This window comes from Streptomyces sp. LHD-70 (assembly GCF_031157275.1).
In the GTDB taxonomy this organism is placed as follows: Bacteria; Actinomycetota; Actinomycetes; order Streptomycetales; family Streptomycetaceae; genus Streptomyces.
The window spans coordinates 354,281-370,262 of sequence record NZ_JAVIFW010000005.1 but is presented as its reverse complement, the minus strand read 5'-3'; the positions used below and the strand labels follow the sequence as shown (position 1 = coordinate 370,262).

Here is a 15,982-nt window from a genome sequence, read left to right as displayed (position 1 = left end):
CCCCTGACAGAGGAGCCCCCATGGCATTCCTTCGCGCCCATTCCGTTCGCATCGTGGCCGTCCTCGCGGCCCTGGTGCCCCTGCTCGTCACGCACTTCCCCGACATCGACTGGTACGGCGCACTCGCTCTGGTCGGTGCGCTGCTCGGTGTCGGTGAGGTGGCACAGCGCGTCGAGGACGGCAAGACCCGCGAGGCTCTGCACGAGACCTCGCCGAACGATGCTCTGGCCGAGCTGCACATGCAGCTCGCCGAGTACGAGACGAATCATTCACAGGCTTCCGGGCGGTAGGGGTACCGCTCGGGGGGATTGAGAGAGTGCCGTGAGTGAATGAATCATTGGAGTCGTGTCCATGTCATTCACTGGGCAAACAGAAAGGCCCCCGGCCGTCCCTTCATGGGACAGGCCGGGGGCCCCTTTTGCGTTACCGCTGGCGCCTCTCGTGCTGCGCGATGCAGTTCACGTCCATGCACTTGCGGCAGTGCCGACACTCCGAGTGCTCCTCACTCGTATCCATCTTCACGCCGCAATCAGCACAGTGCTTCTCGTCCGTCATGTTCCCCTCCTCAGAAGCCAACCCCGTTGGCGTTCTTCCTTGCGTCGTCCCGCCGCATCTCGACCATGACCGAGAGGACGATGGCGATGATCGTGGCGGGTATCCAGCCCCAGGCAGCGACGAAGTCGAGGACCGGACCTAGGAGGAACACATCCTCCGTGAGGATCGCCAGCGTGATCATGACGATCCCGGTGAAGAACCAGGTCCCCCAGATCATCTTCTGCGTGTCCTCCGCGGCCTGCTTCGCGTCCTTGTAGCCGTTGCTCACCGGAGCCCCCTCCTTGGTTGATCTTTCGATCACCCTATATGAGGGCTAATCAGCCACTTTTGTCGCCTCTGTCGCCAGTCGGTTCCACTTGCTTACGAGCGAAGAAAAGCGGCCCTGCACGATGTGTGCGGGCCGCCTCTTCGGCATGTTCGACGGGTTCACTCGCCTCTGTTCTGCCTGCGCTTCTCGGCCCGTGCTCGGGCCATGGCTGCGTGCTGGTCGCACCGCGGGACGGTGGTACCGGTGCCGCTCGTGCTCTCCCGGTACATCACCTCTCCGGCGCATCCGCCGTGCCGGGAGTCGAGGCACACCAGCTTCTCTGTCACTGCTCTTTCACCTGGTCAATCGGCGTGAACCTGTCGGGCGTGAGGTAGCCGACCAGGTCGCCCGTCACCACATGGCGGACGGGCTGACCGAGGTCTTCGACCACAGTAGCCGCGGGCTCTGACAGCGGCTCAGAGTCCGGCTCGGAGGCCACGGCCTTCGCGTGCAGCCACCAGAGCTGTGCCGACAGTGTTCCGGTCAGCAGTACGTCCCCGCTGTCCACGTCGTAGATCTCGTACCGGCCCTCCCCGATGTGGCGGATGCCCGCGAGGACGACCGGCTCGGCCGGTTCCGAGGAGCGCTTCCCTCCCTTACCCCCGAAGTAGATCCGCACGTTGGGGTTCTGTATCCGTACGCCCGGCACGTTCCGCAGCTCGGAGTTCTGCCAGGTGGGCGTTGCCTTCTCGACCGAGCCGAAGTCGTCGGTGAGCATGACCCATGTCGATCGCTCGTCGAGGTCCGTGCCTTCGGCTCCGACGTACAGGCGGACCCCCTTCACCTTCCTTCCGCCCCGCTGGGGCGTGACCGGCTTCGGTCGACCGAGGAACGTCGCGGTGCGGGTCACGTCGTGCCCGCGAGTGTCCTGTCCGCTGGCTGTCACATAGTCGCCGACCTTGAGGCCGGCGAGCATGTCTTCCAGGGCCATAGCCCTCCTTCATCTCGATGTCACAGCAGCGCTGCGAACGGGTTGGCCGCGGCCGGCTGGGGCTGCGGCTGGGTGATGACGACCTTCTTGGGGGCCGTCCGCTTCGGGGTGCTCTTGGGCTTCGGCTCCTGCACGAGCTTGAGCGCAGGGGCTTCCTGTGCCTGCTCGTCGGGCTCCTGGCGCTTCACGTCGTCCGTGATCAGCCGGTAGATCGTCGGCTTGGGCCCGGTGGTCTTGGACTTGCCGCGGTAGTACTCGACATCGTCGAGCTGGTCGACGGTCTCCTTGAGCCCCGCGGCGTTGGTGTGCGCCTGGAGCGAGCGGAGCAGCAGCGTGGACGTGGCCTCACCGCCGTGCCGCTTCAACACCTCGCGGATCATGTCCGGCAGGCTCTTGACCTTGACCGCGCCGCCGTCGTGGGCTTCGGTGACCAGCTTCTCGACCGAGTTGATCGAGTACTGGACGAAAGCCCACGCTGCCTGGAGCGCCTTCTTCGAGATGCGGGTCTTCATCTCGGAGGCCGCGAGGACCGCGGCCACCCGGAGCACCTGCTCCGCGGTGCGCTCGAAGTACACCGCGATGTGCTCGGGGGTGTTGGCCATCTTGCCGAGCATGAATGCGCGGATCTCGTCGAAGCTCTTGTACGCCTCCTTGGCCAGGGAGATTTCCCGCGGCTTGGCCTTGGCCCACTTGTACGCCTCGGCCATGCGGAGGTCAGCCTTGATCGGAGCCCGCTTGCCGTACGGCAGCATCTTCGACTGCTCGACCAGGACGGGGAGCAGGCGGTTGTACGAGCCGCCGAGTGCCGCGGTCGCGGACACGAACTTGCCCCACTCGCCCGGCGTGATGTGGACGTGGAAGCCGAGGAGCGGGGTGTCCACCTTCTGTACGTCGCCCGTGCCGTCCTTGCCCTTGGTGCGGTTCTGGATCTCGCCGCCGTCCCAAGCGGTGCGGAGCTTCTGGTCGAAGGTGGGGCAGCGCTTAGCGCGCTTCAGGATCTCCGCCCACTCCTCCTCGATGATCAAGGCCCGGCTGTCCGGCCCGTCCTCGCTCCCCATGGACGCCAGCTCGATGCCGTACAGGTTGCTGACCAGGGAGGGGCCAGAGGAGATGCCGGAGATGATGCGGGTGGCGAAGAAGCCGTCGAACTGGGCGCCCATGAGGGCGCGGGCGTTGCGGTAGGCCGTGCCCTTGCACCCGATGCCGGAGCGGCCGGCGAGCACGGTCCAGATCGCGACCGGCCGACCGTTCTCGGTGAGGACGTGGCCGTTGATGGCGGCCGAGAACAGGGACAGGGTGGAGGCGTAGACGCCGATCGGGTCGGCCTCCGTGCTGGGCATGGCCTTCTCGACGGCCTCGCCTATCGGCCCGTACTTCATGCTGTCGAACACTGGTCTTGCCTTTCAGGTGTGGGGGTCAGCCCGCGGGGGCGTGGGCCTGCGTGTACGCCGCGCGGATCGCAGGCGGGATGTCGTCGTTGGGGTTCAGGTCGAAGCCGATACCGGAAGCCCATGTGCGGATGGCTTCTGCCTCGCGCTCGGCCTTGATGTCCTCGGCGGTCTTCTTGGGCTGCATGGCCTGGACGACCGGGAGGTCATCGACCGAGGGGAGCGCAAGGTCCAGGTCGCCCGAGCAGATCGCTCGGGCCAGGGCCTTGGGCTGCGTCGCGTCGAACGCGCGGGTGCCGTGCTCTCGGGCTTCGGCCACCTTGTGGGGTGCTGGCCGTAGACCGATGACGATGAACTCGGTGTCGTCCTCGACATGACCGACGATCCGGTACCCCAGGTTCTCGATCGCGGCCCGCGCGGTCTCGTGGTCGTAGCCGGGGATCTCACCCGTGACGACGACCGAGGGCCGCTCCTTCACGGGCTCGGTGTCCCCGCCGTCCTGGAACACGTCCGCGAGGTAGCCCGCGAACCTGTCGGCGTGGAGCTGGCACAGGTCCCAGACCTTCACCCCTACGGCGATGATCGAGACCGCCTCCGTCTCCTCCCCCTTGGCCTTGCATCCGTGGCAAAGCGCATCCATGTGTTGCTCCCTTTCTGTCGAGCACCCATGGCGTGGGGCCAGGCCCATGGACCTGGCCCCCGCCAAAGGCGCCCGCGGTGTTGCGGGCATGAAGAAAGCGGCCCGCCAACTGGCGTCCGCTCGGCTGGTGTTGCTATTCGGTTGTGGTGGTGGGTGGGTTAGCCGTAGACGACCTCGCCCAGTACGGCCACCTGTAGAACCTCGTCGGCCGTCCCTGCGTCGAAGTCCGCTTCGTCGCGTCGGAAGATGAAGTCCGAACAGGACTTCTGGGCCGAGTCAGAGACGTACTTGCCTGCCTTCTTGGCAGCGATCTTGCGTATGGCTCGGACGATCTCGACGTGACCGAGCTGGACCGGCAGTTCCGCGGGGCTGTCCTCGTAGGGGTTCTCGATGGTGCCCTTCACGAACCAGTCGTCCGGCGCTTCGTCCAGGCCGCCGACGTTGCTGTCCAGGTCCCACCAAGACCAGTAGTCAGGGCTGGCGCCCATGATGTGGTCGTAACTCTCCTGCGGTGTCGGGGACTTCACGCTGCGACCTCCGCCCACTGAGTGCTCCGAGCGGTCCTGAACGAGTCGGCCGCGCGGTGCACGAGCATCCCGGCGACCATCCGCGGGTCGTGGTAGTCGCGGGCGAGCGTCCCGCACAGCTCGAACGTCAACGTGATGGCGTCCAGCCGTTCCCGAGCGGTGCCGTGCAGCGCGGCCAGGCCCGCCGACTGCTCGACCTCCCGAGCGTCGTCGATGTACTTCTTCATACGGCTCACTGGCCGGTCTCCTTGATCTTTCGTTCCCGGTGGACGTGGTCCGAGTCTTCGAACTCCCAGTCCCCGTGGTCGTCGCAGTACGACGTGCTCAGCCAGCGGCGGATGCCCCACCGCTCCATGTCGATCCACCGCGTCGCGGGTGCGCCGCAACTCCAGTACCAGCACCCGATACGTTTGTCATCGAGCGTCCGGGTGTGCTGCACCTCGCCCTTGGTCGAGCCCTTGCCCATGGCGTCAGACCCCCTCGACCGCGGGAGCGGCGTCCTGGTCGAGCGTCGGCGCGGACAGGGGCCGCCCCTTGGGCTTGGCATCGATGTCAGGGCTGACCTGAATCCAGCCGCCCTCCATGTGGTCGAGCCGGAACGGGGGCCCGTACTCCGTCCACCGCGTGCCCCAGTCCTCCCCTTCCTCGAAGGACAGGGCGTAGGTGGTGATGTCACCCCCGAAGTGCTCGCGCCACCCCTTGAAGACCGGGAACAGGTCCGCGAAGTCGTCGACCAAGACCGCGGCCCGAGCGGTCGACGGGTGCACGTCCTCTGCGTAGTTGGGCACGTCCGGGCGGGTTCGCTCGGCGAGCGCCATGACCCAAGCGGTCACCGGGCCACCTCCAGCTCTGCCCATGCGTCGGCCCACAGGTCACGGGTGCGCGACTCCAGGCCGGCCGCCCTCCTCACGTAGTCCGAGACCGCGGGGTATGAGCGGACACCCTTGGTGGTGCGCACCTTCACGCGACGGCCGTTCGGCTCGACGACGACTCCCGGCATGAGGACCGGGCCGTACTCCAGGACCGCCACGCGGTCCCCTGTCTTGAATGCACTCACTGTCTGGCCTTTCAGTCGTTGCACACGACGGCGACGCCGTCGCCGGTGCGGATGGTGAGGTAGGAGCCGGACTGCTCCCAGTCGTTCGCGATTGCCTTCGCGAGCGTCCATCGGTGGTCCTGGAAGCGCTCGGGGAGGTCGTCCCCGATGTCCTCCAGCGCGAGATCGGCGAGCGATTCCCACACGCCACGGGACCGGTCTTCGATCTCGTCCCCGATGTCGTCGACCGCGTAGCCCTCGCCGTGGAAGTGGGCGACCAGCTCGGGCGGGTGCTCGGTGACGAGCTTGGCGAGCGTGGCCACGTCGTCGATGCTGATGAACTCGGACAGCTCCACGGCCCCGAAGTTCTCGGAATCGTGGATCGCGTAGTCCTCGGCGTCGCCCGTGGGCGAGCGGTCGAGCATGGTCTTGATCCGGGCGCGGATCTCGTCCGCGTCCTGGTCGGCGTCGATCCAAACGCCGTGGTGGCGACCGGCGTTGTAGTCGGCGAGGCTCGCGACGTAGATGCTCGGGGTTGGGGTTCGAGTCATGTCGTCACCCGCACAGACCGCAGTGACGGATGTGGCCTTCCAGCCGCCGTGCCATGGTCCGGCGTGTGTTGAACGCCGAAGCGCGGAGCGTCTTCGCCTGGCCCAGGTTCGAGCGTTCGCCTGCGTACGTCTCGTCCTTCCGGGCTGCGCCGGAGTAGTCGTCGTAGATCTCGTGGAATCGGGCACAGCGGTGCCGCATGGGGGTGTCCCTTCGGTTGGTGTCGGGCGGTCCTGTCGTGGCTGACAGGCCATGCAAAGGGCCGCCCACCAGGTGGCAGGCGGCCCGAGGCAAAGCGCGTCAGTGCGCGGTTAGTTGTCGTCGCATTCGTTCTCTTCGCAGTCCACGCACCCGCACTCGGACGCATCCCAATCGCCGATGTCGTGGACGTGGCACGGGGCGCAGATGCCGCCGCTCACGTAGCCGTTCTCACCGAAGGTGAGCGGCCCCGCTTGCTCTTCGTCCCAGTCCTCTGCCGGGATACCGGTGGGCTCGTTGCAGTTGCCGCAGTTGACCTCTCCGGGCCGGTAGATAGCCATTACGGGGCCTCCACCTCAAACGTGCAGTCGCGAGCGTCATTCCAGGCGTAGAGCGCGGTACTTCCGGGCTCGCCTATCTCCTGTTGCGTCAGGCGGATGATGGTGTCCGGGTCGACACACTCGGAGAGCATGAACTTGTGTGCTCGCACGTAGGCCGGGCCGTCGTACACACCGGCCGCAACGACCGTCCACTCACCGGCCGCCGGATCATCGGGCAGGTCAAACGTGAAGGTGTACGAGCGGCACTGGTAGTGCACGCGGTTGGTGCAGCGTCGGGCGAACAGGCCGTCTACCGTCTCGGTCACACCGTTGTCAGCCACGGAACCAGTCCTTACCGCCGTCGCCGTAGATGACCCCGCCCACGGCCCGGCCGAGGGCGGTACTGGTGTGCTCGTTGCCGCACTCGGCGCACTTCACCGCGTAGTCCCCCTCACTGAATCCGAATACCTCCAACTCGGGCTTACCGTCTGCCCCCTTGGACAAGTTGATCCAGGCCGTTGCCTCTACTTCCAAGACGCCCCCGCACTCGCAGGCATACAGGTCTTCAGGGGTGACCGACTCGCTTACGTACACCAGTTGGTGCCTTTCAGGTAGTGCTTAAGGTGTTCGTCGGTACCCCAGAAGGCGACCGAGAGGTTAGGGATTTGCACGACGACCGTCGTGCGCAGGCCAGTTACGGCGTCCCGCAATTCGGCTACGTCCTCCCAATCCATGCTGGACAGGAACGCGATAGCCCGTATGAGCGTGGGGAATTCAAGGTCTGTCCACTCCGCGCACGAGCCGTGCACAGAGCCGCCCGACCGTTGGACCAGGTACGCCAACTCGCGGGGGTTCACGCGTTCGCCTCCACCTTTTCGAGCTGTACGAGCAGGCTTTCCCCGATGCGCAACAGGTCTGCGGTGAATGAGTGCCCGGCGACGTTCATCACGCCTATCCAGTGCAGTTCGCGACCACGGAGCCATACAGCCCCGTCCTGCCGCTGCTCGACGATTGCCCACCATGCGTCACGCAGTAGGTCAATCTCCCTGGTGTAACGGGAGCGTTCGCGCTGAATCAGGATCATTGCGGCCAGCGTCGACCAGTCGTCATCGCTAAGTACGATCCGGTATTCCTTGCTGGCCTTGAGCTTGAGAGGCTTAACGGCCATGACTAGCTCACCCTCTGCGTGATGCTGCCGTCCGTGTAAGCGTCGATGTGCACCCATGCGGGGCCATAGATCTTCCGCCCCTTGCCGGAGTCCAGCCGGTCAATGGATCGCCCCTCTCCGAGGTTCACGAACAGGCGCCGGTGCTCGTGAGGCGATTCCTTGAGTGCGGCGTAAACGTCTCCTGCACTCACGTGGGTTTCGTGGTCGGTGAATATGTCGTGCGAGTTCACAACGCGGATGCGCATTGCTTCCCTTTCTTGGTTGGTTCCTAGTCAGGCTTGACCAGCCATAGCCGGGCCCGGTGCTACACACCGGCCCCGACTAAAGCCGTTCACGCGTCACAGAGAGATGACCTCAGCGTTAGCGACATCGAATATGGCCAACTGGAATTCAAGGCGCCCCATGGACTCGGCCTCTGCGCGGTCCCGGACGTTTACGGACACGTCGAGATAGACGTAATCTCCGTCAACCCATGCGCCGTAGTAGAGGGACGCGGTTACCTTCATTCGGGCGCGGTAGTCGTCCATGTACTGCTCAAGAGCGGCGGGCGTGAAGCGGGTCACGGGGAGCATTCGTTCCGCACCGGCCACGCTCACCATGTAGCCACCCATAGGCGCGGGAGTTCCGGGACGGTGGGTCATTCCGCCGGTCGAGAGGATGTCTGCGTGAAGGGTTTCAACGGTCACGAGCTGCATTGCTGTGTTCCTTTCGGGGTGTCAGTAGCTTTCGGAGCGCACGCCACCGCGCGGCCCGAGGGTGAGGCGCCGGAACGGCTCATCCGAGCCGGGCGCATAAAGGTCCATGGACGCCGTTTCATCTACGGCCGGGGTGTCGTACCGGACCGGCCGCTTATAGTCGGCGGAGACGTACTCAAACTCGCCATATCCCATGTGGGAGCGGCGCCACAGTTCGTATCCGGCATCCTTGATTGACGCGAATGATTCGAGACCATCGCGGTAGTCGTATCCGTGGCTGTAGTTGTGTCCGCCGTGCCACACCGCTTGAATCAACATGAGTACTCAAATCAACTTTTGTGAGAAAAAAGGGGCATGAGTCCGCCAATCTCAGTGAAGCCAGCAGCGGGAGGGATTCCGACCATGCACGCGCCGCACCGCCCGTGCATTTGGCCCGAGTCCGACCAGGGCCCGACGTGCGTAGCCGCACGGTCGATTCCCCACATTGCGCAGACTGCACAACGCATGTTCCGCACTCTCCTTTGAGTTGTGGGCGCCTATCTCGGCGCCCCGAGTGTCCTAGTCCAGGGTCGAACTGGCAGGCCCCCAAATGGGCGCTAGGACGTTCGGGACTCACGCATTTAGGGTCACGCTTTGCGCCGTAGTTCTAGACGTAGGCGCCACATGCCGGACACGCGTTGTTGTCCCTTGGGTGTTGCTGCAATGTGTTTTCGTCTGCACTTTCGTACGTCACTCGCACACATTGCCTTGAAAGCTCCACGCCGCATCACTCCGTAACTTGCCTTTTCACGCTTGCCCCTAGGTCTTACTCGCACCCTCTCTAACGCTTACTGGCCTACTGCCTACAACCTGCCCCGTGAGGGCTAGGGAGGCTTATTCGCGCCGTGTCGTTAGATGCTGGCCTAGGAGACCGTGTGCCGTTCCCGTAGCTGCGTCACGCTCGATTCCCGATTGAGCTTTCGCTTGCCGTTCACTGTTCAGTTATCAAGTCACCTAGCACTGCCCTTGTACTCACCCCTAAGGGCTTTCCTCCGGGTGCCTGCCCCGTTGGGCTGACAGGAAGAACAGTACACAGATGCGGTACTCAAATCAACTTCGCAGCACTCACAACAACCCGACTCGCTCACCCATGAATCAAAGGAAGACGCGCGTTGCATGGATTGGCACACCAATGCAATAGCCGTGCGCGTGACGGTACTCACATCAACTTCTGCTAGCTCACACGGTGCGCACCTATGCGCACACGCAGCGTGACTCTAGGGCTCTGACCTTTACCGTTTCATGGCTGTAGGTCTACGAGGCCATGACCTATGCGTTACGGCACTGTGACCTACGCACACGCGGTACTCACGTCAACGCGACCAGGCGCACCTAGGTCGCGCGCGTGACCATGCTCACGCGCTCTAACTATTCATTCACTCACGACACGTGAGGCATTCCCACCCGAATGTAATTGCCCATTCGCACGCAATAGATGTTCCGCGCATACACCCGCGCGGATACCTGTGCACGCATGAATGAATGAACTATTGCACGCACGCATACATGACGGGGGTAATACTTGATAATTCTTAAACAGGACCCACCGGGGGTGCCTTCCTCGAACCGTGTACGGGTATGAACGATTGGAGGCCCTGTACGCCCAGGAGAGCCCCCGCCGGCCTTCGGCCCTCCGGATTCCTCGATTCGGGCCCTGAAAGGTCCGCAGATCGCCTCTCAGGCCGTTCTTAGCTGCCCGCCGGCACACATCAGCACTTCAGGGGTGTCCGTGAATGAATAGTTGTGGTGATCGTGGCCACACTTCACGGTCGCGGCGTGACGGATTGGGGGTCAATAACACGTACGTTATTTGTGGGCCGGGTTATATACCCCCTCCAGCAGCCTCCCCCAGAGGGAGGCCGGCAGATGATTCATTCATCAGGGCACAACAAAGCCCCCTCCCGAGAGAGGGGGCCGGGGCGAGCCTAGTCAGACGCGGAAGCTCTTGCTGAACTCCACGAAATCGCCCCAGGAGGAGTCCGGGAAATCCAGAACTGCGCCGTTCTGGCGCTTGGAATCCCGGACGAGAACCTTCCGGGGGAGATTATCGGCGACTTCGACGCAGTTATCATGCTGCGTGTAGCTACTGGTGCGCCAATTTGGCTTCTCAGTCACGGTTTTCCCTCTCCATGCGGTCAAAATGGTCGATTGCACCAACGATGAGGTCTCTGGCCGCCTTCCCGTAGACAGCAGATTGCCGGTGGAGTTCGAATGTCTTCATGTAAATCTCGATCTCCCCTGGCTGCGTTACCTGCATCTCGGCGGACTCTGTCTCCACGCGGACAACCTTGTCGTCGAACATGGAAAATCCATGGCCGAACCAGACTGCGAGCGGTGCTGATCGGGGGACGATGCCGAGGCTGAGCCGAGGCAGGGCCATGACCACCATCAGCCGGTCGAGCTGCCCCCTCATGACCTCCGCGCCGCCATGGTTCGAGTAGAGAGCTTGCTCTCCAAGCACGACGTTGAAGATCCGGTCGCCTTCGTATAGGTACCTCTGCCGTTGGAGGCGCTTGGCCACGGCGGAGTCCTCGCCTCCCGTGTCACCGTGCACCCTCACGACCGCTTCGAAGATCGCCTTGGCGTATTCGCCCGTTTGGAGAGTGCCCCACACGACGTTGGGCTCCCAAATCCGGAACACCTTGGTTTTCTGGTATAGCGGCACCAACTTCTTCTGAGGCTGGTCAATGCCTGCCTGGAGCTGCCGACGCCACTCACTCCATAGCTCGTCGATGTGCCGGAGTGTGGCGACGAGATCCCCAGCGCTGGCTTCGCGCCCCGTCTTCTCGCACCAGACTCGGATGTCGTCCTCGCTGGCGTTCTGCTTGCCGTTCTCGATCCGGGAGACCTTGGACTCCTGCCAGTTCATGGCAGCGGCGAAGGCCCGGCCGCTGCTGAACCCCGCGTCTTTGCGGTATCCACGCAGCCGGGCGCCCAACGCCTCGCGGGACTTCTGTGCCTGGTTGTTCACTGCTCGGTCAGGGCTTGTACTCGGAGTGCTGGATGGCAGAGTTCCAGAGCAGGTCCCTCACTCGGACGCACTCTGCGACCGTCTCGGGATCGTCGATCACCTCGGACCCGAGGACTCTGCCAGCGTCATCGAAGTGGCCCACGGCCAGGAGCTTGTCATCGAAGAGCCACCAGTCCTTGCCGCCCAGGGGGAAGTCCAGCCCCTCGGGCAGCCCGTGCCGTGGCATCCAGCGAATCTGCTCGCCGGCCCCTTCATTGAGTGGAGTGCTCTCGTGCTCCCAGCGGATGTACGGGGTGTGAGGCTCAGTCACGACGCGGACGCGCCGTACAGTCTTGCCCTCCTGACTGAGCCGCCGAATCATCGACAACCACGAGTCCATGAAGGAGTTGTCGACCACTCCCGCGAGCCACTTCTCGTACGGGCCCTCCTCCAAGGGGACTGAGTAGTCGTCCCTCAGCTCCAGGTGGAAGGCATCGCGCGCGAATGACTCAAAGAGCCGGTTGCGCTCGGCGCTGGAGATCAGCTCCACGGGGGTCCTCCAGTAGGGCTGTGATCGCGGCCTTGGGGACCTCGACCACGGTCTCGTAGTCAGGAATCGACATCTGGGACAGGGCCTCGGGATCAGTCACCTCCCGACCCTGCACAACGTACGTACCGCCCGGCGTGAGGACCATGAGGGGGTCCTCAAGACGCCTGAACTCGCCAGAGGGGAGACCGTCCTTCTCCAGGTGCTCGAACAGCTCGGTGGGAACCTCGACGGCCGTCTCTCCTTCGCCGAGGTCGAGCTGCGAAAGGATGTCGTCCGCGAAGATCTTCCACCCCTGAACCAGGTACGAGTCGCGGTCGGTGGCGTAGAGGGTCGGGCAGTCGCCCACTTGGGAGTTCTTACCAAGGAACCGTAGCTTCATGGCTGTTCTCCTGTCGTCTGCCTTGCACGAGATTGCGCGACACACCGATCGTCGATGAGGCGTTCGACCCCGTCAATCGGGTTGCTGCAAACTCGCGCAATCTTCTTGGGAGTTGGTTGCCGACCGCTCTACGTTCGTTCCGAACCGAGCAGCCAAGGCAGCCGCAAACCGTGCGGTCCCGAGGGGAGATGCGTGGTGTCCACCGTGATCGAGAGACCCGAGACGCCGGTCGATGACCTGCCCATTGATGAGGAGCTGATCACGGACAGCGTTGACGCCGTGCTCGGCATGGCGCTGAGCACGTCCACGCGCGAGGACATCGACGGCAAGACCTTGGCCTTGTTCGGGCACCTGAACCTGCTCCTCGCCGAGGAGTTGGGCGCAGACGAGGACCCGAAGGTGAAGGAACTGTTCCACGAGGCGTACCGGCACCTGGACATGAAGGGTCGCCCCAACAAGGAGACGCCGGCCTTCAGCGCTTTCAGCTACATGCGCCAGACCGCCTTCCTGACGCAGCGCTTCCTCAAGGTCTACGAGAAGAGGAGCGGGACGGGTGTCTCGTGACTCCCCGTCAGCAGCAGGTGGCTTACGTGGTGGCACTCCTGGCGATGCTGGCCGCGCTCGTGGTCGGCATAGCCGACAGTCCGGCTCCAGACACAAACGCCCGCTCGGCTGGCGTCAGTGGGTCTTCCAGGGCCTCATGATCGGCACCTCTGTGGCGATCTGCGGCGCCTGGTGGGCGCTCATCCGATGATCTTCCGCCCCCGAGGTGACACTCGCCGGCTCCCCCTTTTCGGCACCCCTCGTGGGCGGGACCAAGATCCCACCCCGGCCAAGCCAGTACCCCGAAGAAGGACAGGTCAGGCCGGGGTGGGTGCAAGTGCACTACGGCGCGGAGAACGGATCTCCGCACAGCAGATGCGCAAGGAGGACTACCCAGTGCAGAACCTCTACACCCTCCCCGCCGTCCCGGACGGCGAGTTCGAGAACTTCTGCGGCGGCAACCTCAACGGCGAGCACGAGTCGTGCATCGACGTAGCAGCGATCCCCGGCGCCGTGGAGGCGTTCGAGCTGCGTGACTCCAAGCCCGAGGGCGCCGGCCAGAGCATGCGCGTCACCGCGGACGAGGTCGACGACTTCGTCCTCGGCTGGGCCAAGAAGAGGGGCCTGGCGCTCTAAGCTGACGCCTCCCCATCCAGGACAAGACGGGCCGCCCTGCTCCGGCGGGGCGGCCCCGCACTTCCAGAAGGGCACAAATGAGCTGGTCAGGGCACTGGCACGGGTATGGACCGTGGATCGGACCATCGGTGGTGTACGGCAAGGAGGGAGGCCGGCGGCCTCCGCATCCCAACGGCCCGCCCTCGGTGCTGGACCCCGAGGACAAGAAGCAGCAGGCCGTCCTCGACCGGTACCGCGAAGCCGCCGCGGAGTTCGCGACGGGCAACGTGCCGCCCACCATGACCGGCTGGTGGCTGACCAAGAAGAACCAGGTCTCCGCCGATCGGACCTGGGCCGACATGGGTATCGCCATCGCGTGGCTGACCAAGCAGTACGAGGCGAACCCCCCGTTCGAACGGTCGGACGGCCTCCAGGCGTACAGCAGTCTCGAAGACAAGCTGGAGTACGCCACCGACGTGCTGCCCCGCGGTGTCGACGTGAGCTGGGTGTACTACCTGGCCTCGAAGAACCTGATCGCCTTCTCCGTCGTGTGTTGCCCGAACCGCTTCCACCCGGACATCCCCTGCCCGCTCCCGCCGTCGTAAGGAGTCGACGCCATGTCGCTGCGCCTCTTGCTGCCCGAGGAAGGCGTTACTGAACTGCTGGCCTCATGGCCTGATGAGCCACGCGTGTTCGAGCGTGGCACGCAGTCGCTCGATGCGACGGTCACCGCGGAGTCGATCCGCGGCTACCTCTACACGGGGTGTGTTCCGGCCAACGAGATCGCGGCCGTAAAGGCCCCCAATCCGTCGCTGAGTCAGAACGCGTACATGACGGACGGCCGGACGGACCGCGCGAAGCTCGCCAGGCTGTACGAGCGCGGGTACACGATCCGCCTCGGCAACCTGCAACGCGTCGTTCCGGCCTTGGCGCAGATCTCCGAGGCGATCCAGACGGAGACGGGCTACTCGAACTACATCCACGCCTTCCTGACCCCGCCCGGCGAGCAAGGGCTCCGCCACCACTGGGATCAGCAGATGGCGGTGATCGTCCAGGTCTCGGGTACGAAGCGGTGGCAGCTCTGGCGGCCTCCGGTTGAGGCACCCATGCGGGAGTACAACGAGAGCTTCCGTGTGTGGAAGGACGAGTACATACCGACGTGGGAAGCCGCCGGCCCGGATGTGGAGGTCGACCTCAAGGCCGGCCAGTCGCTCTTGCTGCCGCGCGGGTGGGTCCACAACCCGCACGTCGTGGATACCGAAGAGCACAGCATCCACCTGACGTTCGCGATCAGGGAGCGCACGAAGTTGTGGCTCGCGGAGAAGCTGCTCGCTGGTGCGATCTCGCAGGAGGAGTTCCGTCGCATCATCCTCCCCCGCCAGTTGGGCGGGGAGGGCCTGATGGAACAGCTCGGCGAAGCGCGTGAGGCGCTGGTGAAGTACGTGCAGGGTCTCGACCTGTCCGAGGTCGCTCCGACCGTCATCAAGGACGCCTTGACGGAGTTGGAGTACAAGACCTGAGTGAATGAATGATTGGCAGCCCCCTCCGAGACCCCGAGGGGGCTGCCGTGGTTCAGGCCGCGGAGGTGGGGTTGTCCTCGGTGGCGTCCTTCACGGTCTCGTTGACGGTCCGCTCGGCGACCTTGTCGACGCGCTTGGGGTTGTAGACCTCGGCCGTGTTGGTGACGGGCTCCGGAGAGTCCGGCGTGATGGCGACGGTGGTGACGGTCGTCGGGTTGAGCGGCGAAGCATGGCTCGGGTCCTCGACGGTCAGGACCATCTCGATGCCGTCCTTCGACTCGGGCTCTTCGTCGAAGGCCGCGAAGATGCCGAAGTGCTTGTGGCCCCCCTTCTTCGAGGGGTCGAGCACGGCGTGTACGACCAGGGTTCCGTCATCAGCGAGGAATGCCTCAACGGCATCGGGGTCGACGGCCCTCTTCTTCACGTCGTAAACGATGGGCTTGGCCCACTCCGGGATGTACTTGCTGGCGCCGGGGAGGTACTTGTCCACGGTGTCGCCGACGATCGAGTGACGCTCCTCGGGCTCTTCCGGGTCATCCGCTTTATCCGACTTGGGCTTGGCCCGGCGCCCCTTGGACTTCTTGTCGTCCTTCTTGTTCGGGATTCCGCGGCTCTGCGGTTCGTTCTCGCCGCGACGCTTCTTCGGAGCCGGGGGTTCTTCGGTGGGCCCAGGAGTTGCGTTCTTGTCGTGGTTCGTTCGAGGCAGCGGCATTGGGCCGTCCAGCTCGTTCTGGTCCTCGATCTCGTTCCCCGGTATCGGGGCGTGCTGCTGAGTGACAGAAGGACTGCCGGTAGCACTCGGTTTGGGCACCTGTTGCTCGGGGGCCGCCCGATCAGACATTCCTCCTGCTATCGCAATCGGTACGGCGGCGACGAGCATGGACCACCCGAGGACGGCACCGAGTGGGACGGTCTTTAGCACAGGCAGGCGCAACGCACTTCCCCCAAGAAGCGGAACGATTGGTTCGACCTTCATCCAAACATGCGTTCTAGGCGATCTTGGGGCGGGTACTGACTTACCGGTGCGTAGTGAACTCAAAGAACGAAAGCAACCCACAGACCTACTACTCGG

28 protein-coding genes are annotated in these 15,982 nt (G+C 64.2%); 5 read left to right on the top strand and 23 right to left on the bottom strand.

The genetic code is table 11. The annotated features are described in order from the left end of the window. Positions 1 to 20: 20 nt before the first annotated feature. Positions 21 to 290 carry a hypothetical protein gene (locus RCO28_RS12470; RefSeq protein WP_308941114.1) on the top strand — a complete coding sequence of 90 codons (270 nt, stop codon included), beginning with the start codon at positions 21 to 23 and terminating at the stop codon, positions 288 to 290. A 275-nt stretch (positions 291 to 565) separates the two neighbouring features. Here the strand turns inward: RCO28_RS12470 and RCO28_RS12465 are convergent, their stop codons facing one another. The 22 genes from RCO28_RS12465 to RCO28_RS12360 all read right to left on the bottom strand — a co-directional run bounded on the left by RCO28_RS12465 (position 566) and on the right by RCO28_RS12360 (position 12,232). Continuing rightward, a complete protein-coding gene (locus RCO28_RS12465) occupies positions 566 to 823 on the bottom strand; it encodes a hypothetical protein (protein ID WP_308941113.1) in 258 nt (85 codons plus the stop codon). Between the two features lie 158 nt (positions 824 to 981). After that, positions 982 to 1,149, bottom strand: a complete 168-nt coding sequence (locus RCO28_RS12460) for a hypothetical protein (RefSeq protein ID WP_308941112.1) — start codon at positions 1,147 to 1,149, stop codon at positions 982 to 984. Beyond that, a complete protein-coding gene (locus RCO28_RS12455; RefSeq protein WP_308941111.1) occupies positions 1,146 to 1,793 on the bottom strand; it encodes a hypothetical protein in 648 nt (215 codons plus the stop codon). The genes RCO28_RS12460 and RCO28_RS12455 overlap by 4 nt, the downstream gene beginning before the upstream one ends. Before the next feature lie 20 nt (positions 1,794 to 1,813). After that, a complete protein-coding gene (locus RCO28_RS12450; RefSeq protein ID WP_308941110.1) occupies positions 1,814 to 3,184 on the bottom strand; it encodes a DUF3987 domain-containing protein in 1,371 nt (456 codons plus the stop codon). A 25-nt stretch (positions 3,185 to 3,209) separates the two neighbouring features. Continuing rightward, a complete protein-coding gene (locus tag RCO28_RS12445) occupies positions 3,210 to 3,821 on the bottom strand; it encodes a hypothetical protein (protein WP_308941109.1) in 612 nt (203 codons plus the stop codon). 158 nt (positions 3,822 to 3,979) lie between these two features. Beyond that, positions 3,980 to 4,348, bottom strand: a complete 369-nt coding sequence (locus tag RCO28_RS12440) for a hypothetical protein (protein WP_308941108.1) — start codon at positions 4,346 to 4,348, stop codon at positions 3,980 to 3,982. Continuing rightward, entirely contained in the window at positions 4,345 to 4,584 is a 240-nt protein-coding gene (locus RCO28_RS12435) for a hypothetical protein (RefSeq protein WP_308941107.1), read from the bottom strand. Before RCO28_RS12435 ends, RCO28_RS12440 begins: the two co-directional genes overlap by 4 nt. Next, positions 4,581 to 4,814, bottom strand: a complete 234-nt coding sequence (locus RCO28_RS12430) for a hypothetical protein (protein WP_308941106.1) — start codon at positions 4,812 to 4,814, stop codon at positions 4,581 to 4,583. The genes RCO28_RS12435 and RCO28_RS12430 overlap by 4 nt, the downstream gene beginning before the upstream one ends. A gap of 4 nt (positions 4,815 to 4,818) precedes the next feature. Further along, the gene (locus tag RCO28_RS12425) at positions 4,819 to 5,181 is read right to left on the bottom strand and encodes a hypothetical protein (RefSeq protein ID WP_308941105.1); all 363 of its coding nucleotides are present in this window, start codon (positions 5,179 to 5,181) and stop codon (positions 4,819 to 4,821) included. Beyond that, positions 5,178 to 5,405 carry a hypothetical protein gene (locus RCO28_RS12420; protein ID WP_308941104.1) on the bottom strand — a complete coding sequence of 76 codons (228 nt, stop codon included), beginning with the start codon at positions 5,403 to 5,405 and terminating at the stop codon, positions 5,178 to 5,180. Before RCO28_RS12420 ends, RCO28_RS12425 begins: the two co-directional genes overlap by 4 nt. A gap of 11 nt (positions 5,406 to 5,416) precedes the next feature. Next, positions 5,417 to 5,935, bottom strand: coding sequence for an antirestriction protein ArdA (locus RCO28_RS12415; RefSeq protein ID WP_308941103.1), 519 nt, complete (start codon positions 5,933 to 5,935; stop codon positions 5,417 to 5,419). A gap of 309 nt (positions 5,936 to 6,244) precedes the next feature. Then, the gene (locus RCO28_RS12410) at positions 6,245 to 6,472 is read right to left on the bottom strand and encodes a hypothetical protein (RefSeq protein WP_308941102.1); all 228 of its coding nucleotides are present in this window, start codon (positions 6,470 to 6,472) and stop codon (positions 6,245 to 6,247) included. Next, positions 6,472 to 6,792, bottom strand: a complete 321-nt coding sequence (locus tag RCO28_RS12405) for a hypothetical protein (RefSeq protein WP_308941101.1) — start codon at positions 6,790 to 6,792, stop codon at positions 6,472 to 6,474. Before RCO28_RS12405 ends, RCO28_RS12410 begins: the two co-directional genes overlap by 1 nt. Continuing rightward, the gene (locus RCO28_RS12400; protein WP_308941100.1) at positions 6,785 to 6,955 is read right to left on the bottom strand and encodes a hypothetical protein; all 171 of its coding nucleotides are present in this window, start codon (positions 6,953 to 6,955) and stop codon (positions 6,785 to 6,787) included. The genes RCO28_RS12405 and RCO28_RS12400 overlap by 8 nt, the downstream gene beginning before the upstream one ends. A gap of 349 nt (positions 6,956 to 7,304) precedes the next feature. Then, complete coding sequence (locus tag RCO28_RS12395; RefSeq protein WP_308941099.1) at positions 7,305 to 7,619, bottom strand: hypothetical protein; 315 nt, start codon at positions 7,617 to 7,619, stop codon at positions 7,305 to 7,307. A gap of 2 nt (positions 7,620 to 7,621) precedes the next feature. After that, positions 7,622 to 7,864 carry a hypothetical protein gene (locus tag RCO28_RS12390; RefSeq protein WP_308941098.1) on the bottom strand — a complete coding sequence of 81 codons (243 nt, stop codon included), beginning with the start codon at positions 7,862 to 7,864 and terminating at the stop codon, positions 7,622 to 7,624. A 93-nt stretch (positions 7,865 to 7,957) separates the two neighbouring features. Beyond that, positions 7,958 to 8,314, bottom strand: coding sequence for a hypothetical protein (locus tag RCO28_RS12385; RefSeq protein WP_308941097.1), 357 nt, complete (start codon positions 8,312 to 8,314; stop codon positions 7,958 to 7,960). Positions 8,315 to 8,335: 21 nt separating this feature from the next. Beyond that, complete coding sequence (locus tag RCO28_RS12380) at positions 8,336 to 8,632, bottom strand: hypothetical protein (protein ID WP_308941096.1); 297 nt, start codon at positions 8,630 to 8,632, stop codon at positions 8,336 to 8,338. Between the two features lie 1,650 nt (positions 8,633 to 10,282). Beyond that, the gene (locus RCO28_RS12375; RefSeq protein ID WP_308941095.1) at positions 10,283 to 10,468 is read right to left on the bottom strand and encodes a DUF397 domain-containing protein; all 186 of its coding nucleotides are present in this window, start codon (positions 10,466 to 10,468) and stop codon (positions 10,283 to 10,285) included. Next, on the bottom strand, positions 10,461 to 11,324 hold the full coding sequence (locus RCO28_RS12370; RefSeq protein ID WP_308941094.1) for a helix-turn-helix transcriptional regulator: 864 nt from the start codon (positions 11,322 to 11,324) through the stop codon (positions 10,461 to 10,463). Before RCO28_RS12370 ends, RCO28_RS12375 begins: the two co-directional genes overlap by 8 nt. A 7-nt stretch (positions 11,325 to 11,331) precedes the next feature. After that, the gene (locus RCO28_RS12365) at positions 11,332 to 11,853 is read right to left on the bottom strand and encodes a DUF6879 family protein (RefSeq protein ID WP_308941093.1); all 522 of its coding nucleotides are present in this window, start codon (positions 11,851 to 11,853) and stop codon (positions 11,332 to 11,334) included. Further along, the gene (locus RCO28_RS12360; protein ID WP_308941092.1) at positions 11,813 to 12,232 is read right to left on the bottom strand and encodes a hypothetical protein; all 420 of its coding nucleotides are present in this window, start codon (positions 12,230 to 12,232) and stop codon (positions 11,813 to 11,815) included. The genes RCO28_RS12365 and RCO28_RS12360 overlap by 41 nt, the downstream gene beginning before the upstream one ends. A gap of 195 nt (positions 12,233 to 12,427) precedes the next feature. Between RCO28_RS12360 and RCO28_RS12355 the strand changes: the two genes are divergently transcribed. The 4 genes from RCO28_RS12355 (at position 12,428) to RCO28_RS12340 (ending at position 14,910) form a co-directional block, all read left to right on the top strand. Next, on the top strand, positions 12,428 to 12,796 hold the full coding sequence (locus RCO28_RS12355) for a hypothetical protein (protein WP_308941091.1): 369 nt from the start codon (positions 12,428 to 12,430) through the stop codon (positions 12,794 to 12,796). 375 nt (positions 12,797 to 13,171) lie between these two features. Further along, positions 13,172 to 13,411 (top strand): DUF397 domain-containing protein, encoded by a 240-nt coding sequence (locus RCO28_RS12350; protein ID WP_308941090.1) that lies wholly within the window; start codon positions 13,172 to 13,174, stop codon positions 13,409 to 13,411. A 185-nt stretch (positions 13,412 to 13,596) separates the two neighbouring features. Next, positions 13,597 to 13,995: a hypothetical protein gene (locus RCO28_RS12345; RefSeq protein WP_308941089.1), complete on the top strand. Its 399-nt coding sequence runs from the start codon at positions 13,597 to 13,599 to the stop codon at positions 13,993 to 13,995. Positions 13,996 to 14,007: 12 nt separating this feature from the next. Further along, a complete protein-coding gene (locus tag RCO28_RS12340; protein WP_308941088.1) occupies positions 14,008 to 14,910 on the top strand; it encodes a JmjC domain-containing protein in 903 nt (300 codons plus the stop codon). A gap of 52 nt (positions 14,911 to 14,962) precedes the next feature. Here the strand turns inward: RCO28_RS12340 and RCO28_RS12335 are convergent, their stop codons facing one another. Continuing rightward, positions 14,963 to 15,622, bottom strand: a complete 660-nt coding sequence (locus RCO28_RS12335; protein WP_308941087.1) for a hypothetical protein — start codon at positions 15,620 to 15,622, stop codon at positions 14,963 to 14,965. Positions 15,623 to 15,982 lie beyond the last annotated feature (360 nt).

Excerpts from the sequence above, each read along its gene's own strand:
- RCO28_RS12470 (WP_308941114.1), top strand. The coding sequence starts at position 21 with ATGGCATTCCTTCGCGCCCATTCCGTTCGCATCGTGGCCGTCCTCGCG.
- RCO28_RS12455 (WP_308941111.1), bottom strand. The coding sequence starts at position 1,793 with ATGGCCCTGGAAGACATGCTCGCCGGCCTCAAGGTCGGCGACTATGTG.
- RCO28_RS12445 (WP_308941109.1), bottom strand. The coding sequence starts at position 3,821 with ATGGATGCGCTTTGCCACGGATGCAAGGCCAAGGGGGAGGAGACGGAG.
- RCO28_RS12430 (WP_308941106.1), bottom strand. The coding sequence starts at position 4,814 with ATGGGCAAGGGCTCGACCAAGGGCGAGGTGCAGCACACCCGGACGCTC.
- RCO28_RS12415 (WP_308941103.1), bottom strand. The coding sequence starts at position 5,935 with ATGACTCGAACCCCAACCCCGAGCATCTACGTCGCGAGCCTCGCCGAC.
- RCO28_RS12410 (WP_308941102.1), bottom strand. The coding sequence starts at position 6,472 with ATGGCTATCTACCGGCCCGGAGAGGTCAACTGCGGCAACTGCAACGAG.
- RCO28_RS12395 (WP_308941099.1), bottom strand. The coding sequence starts at position 7,619 with ATGGCCGTTAAGCCTCTCAAGCTCAAGGCCAGCAAGGAATACCGGATC.
- RCO28_RS12390 (WP_308941098.1), bottom strand. The coding sequence starts at position 7,864 with ATGCGCATCCGCGTTGTGAACTCGCACGACATATTCACCGACCACGAA.
- RCO28_RS12385 (WP_308941097.1), bottom strand. The coding sequence starts at position 8,314 with ATGCAGCTCGTGACCGTTGAAACCCTTCACGCAGACATCCTCTCGACC.
- RCO28_RS12380 (WP_308941096.1), bottom strand. The coding sequence starts at position 8,632 with ATGTTGATTCAAGCGGTGTGGCACGGCGGACACAACTACAGCCACGGA.
- RCO28_RS12360 (WP_308941092.1), bottom strand. The coding sequence starts at position 12,232 with ATGAAGCTACGGTTCCTTGGTAAGAACTCCCAAGTGGGCGACTGCCCG.
- RCO28_RS12340 (WP_308941088.1), top strand. The coding sequence starts at position 14,008 with ATGTCGCTGCGCCTCTTGCTGCCCGAGGAAGGCGTTACTGAACTGCTG.
- RCO28_RS12335 (WP_308941087.1), bottom strand. The coding sequence starts at position 15,622 with ATGCCGCTGCCTCGAACGAACCACGACAAGAACGCAACTCCTGGGCCC.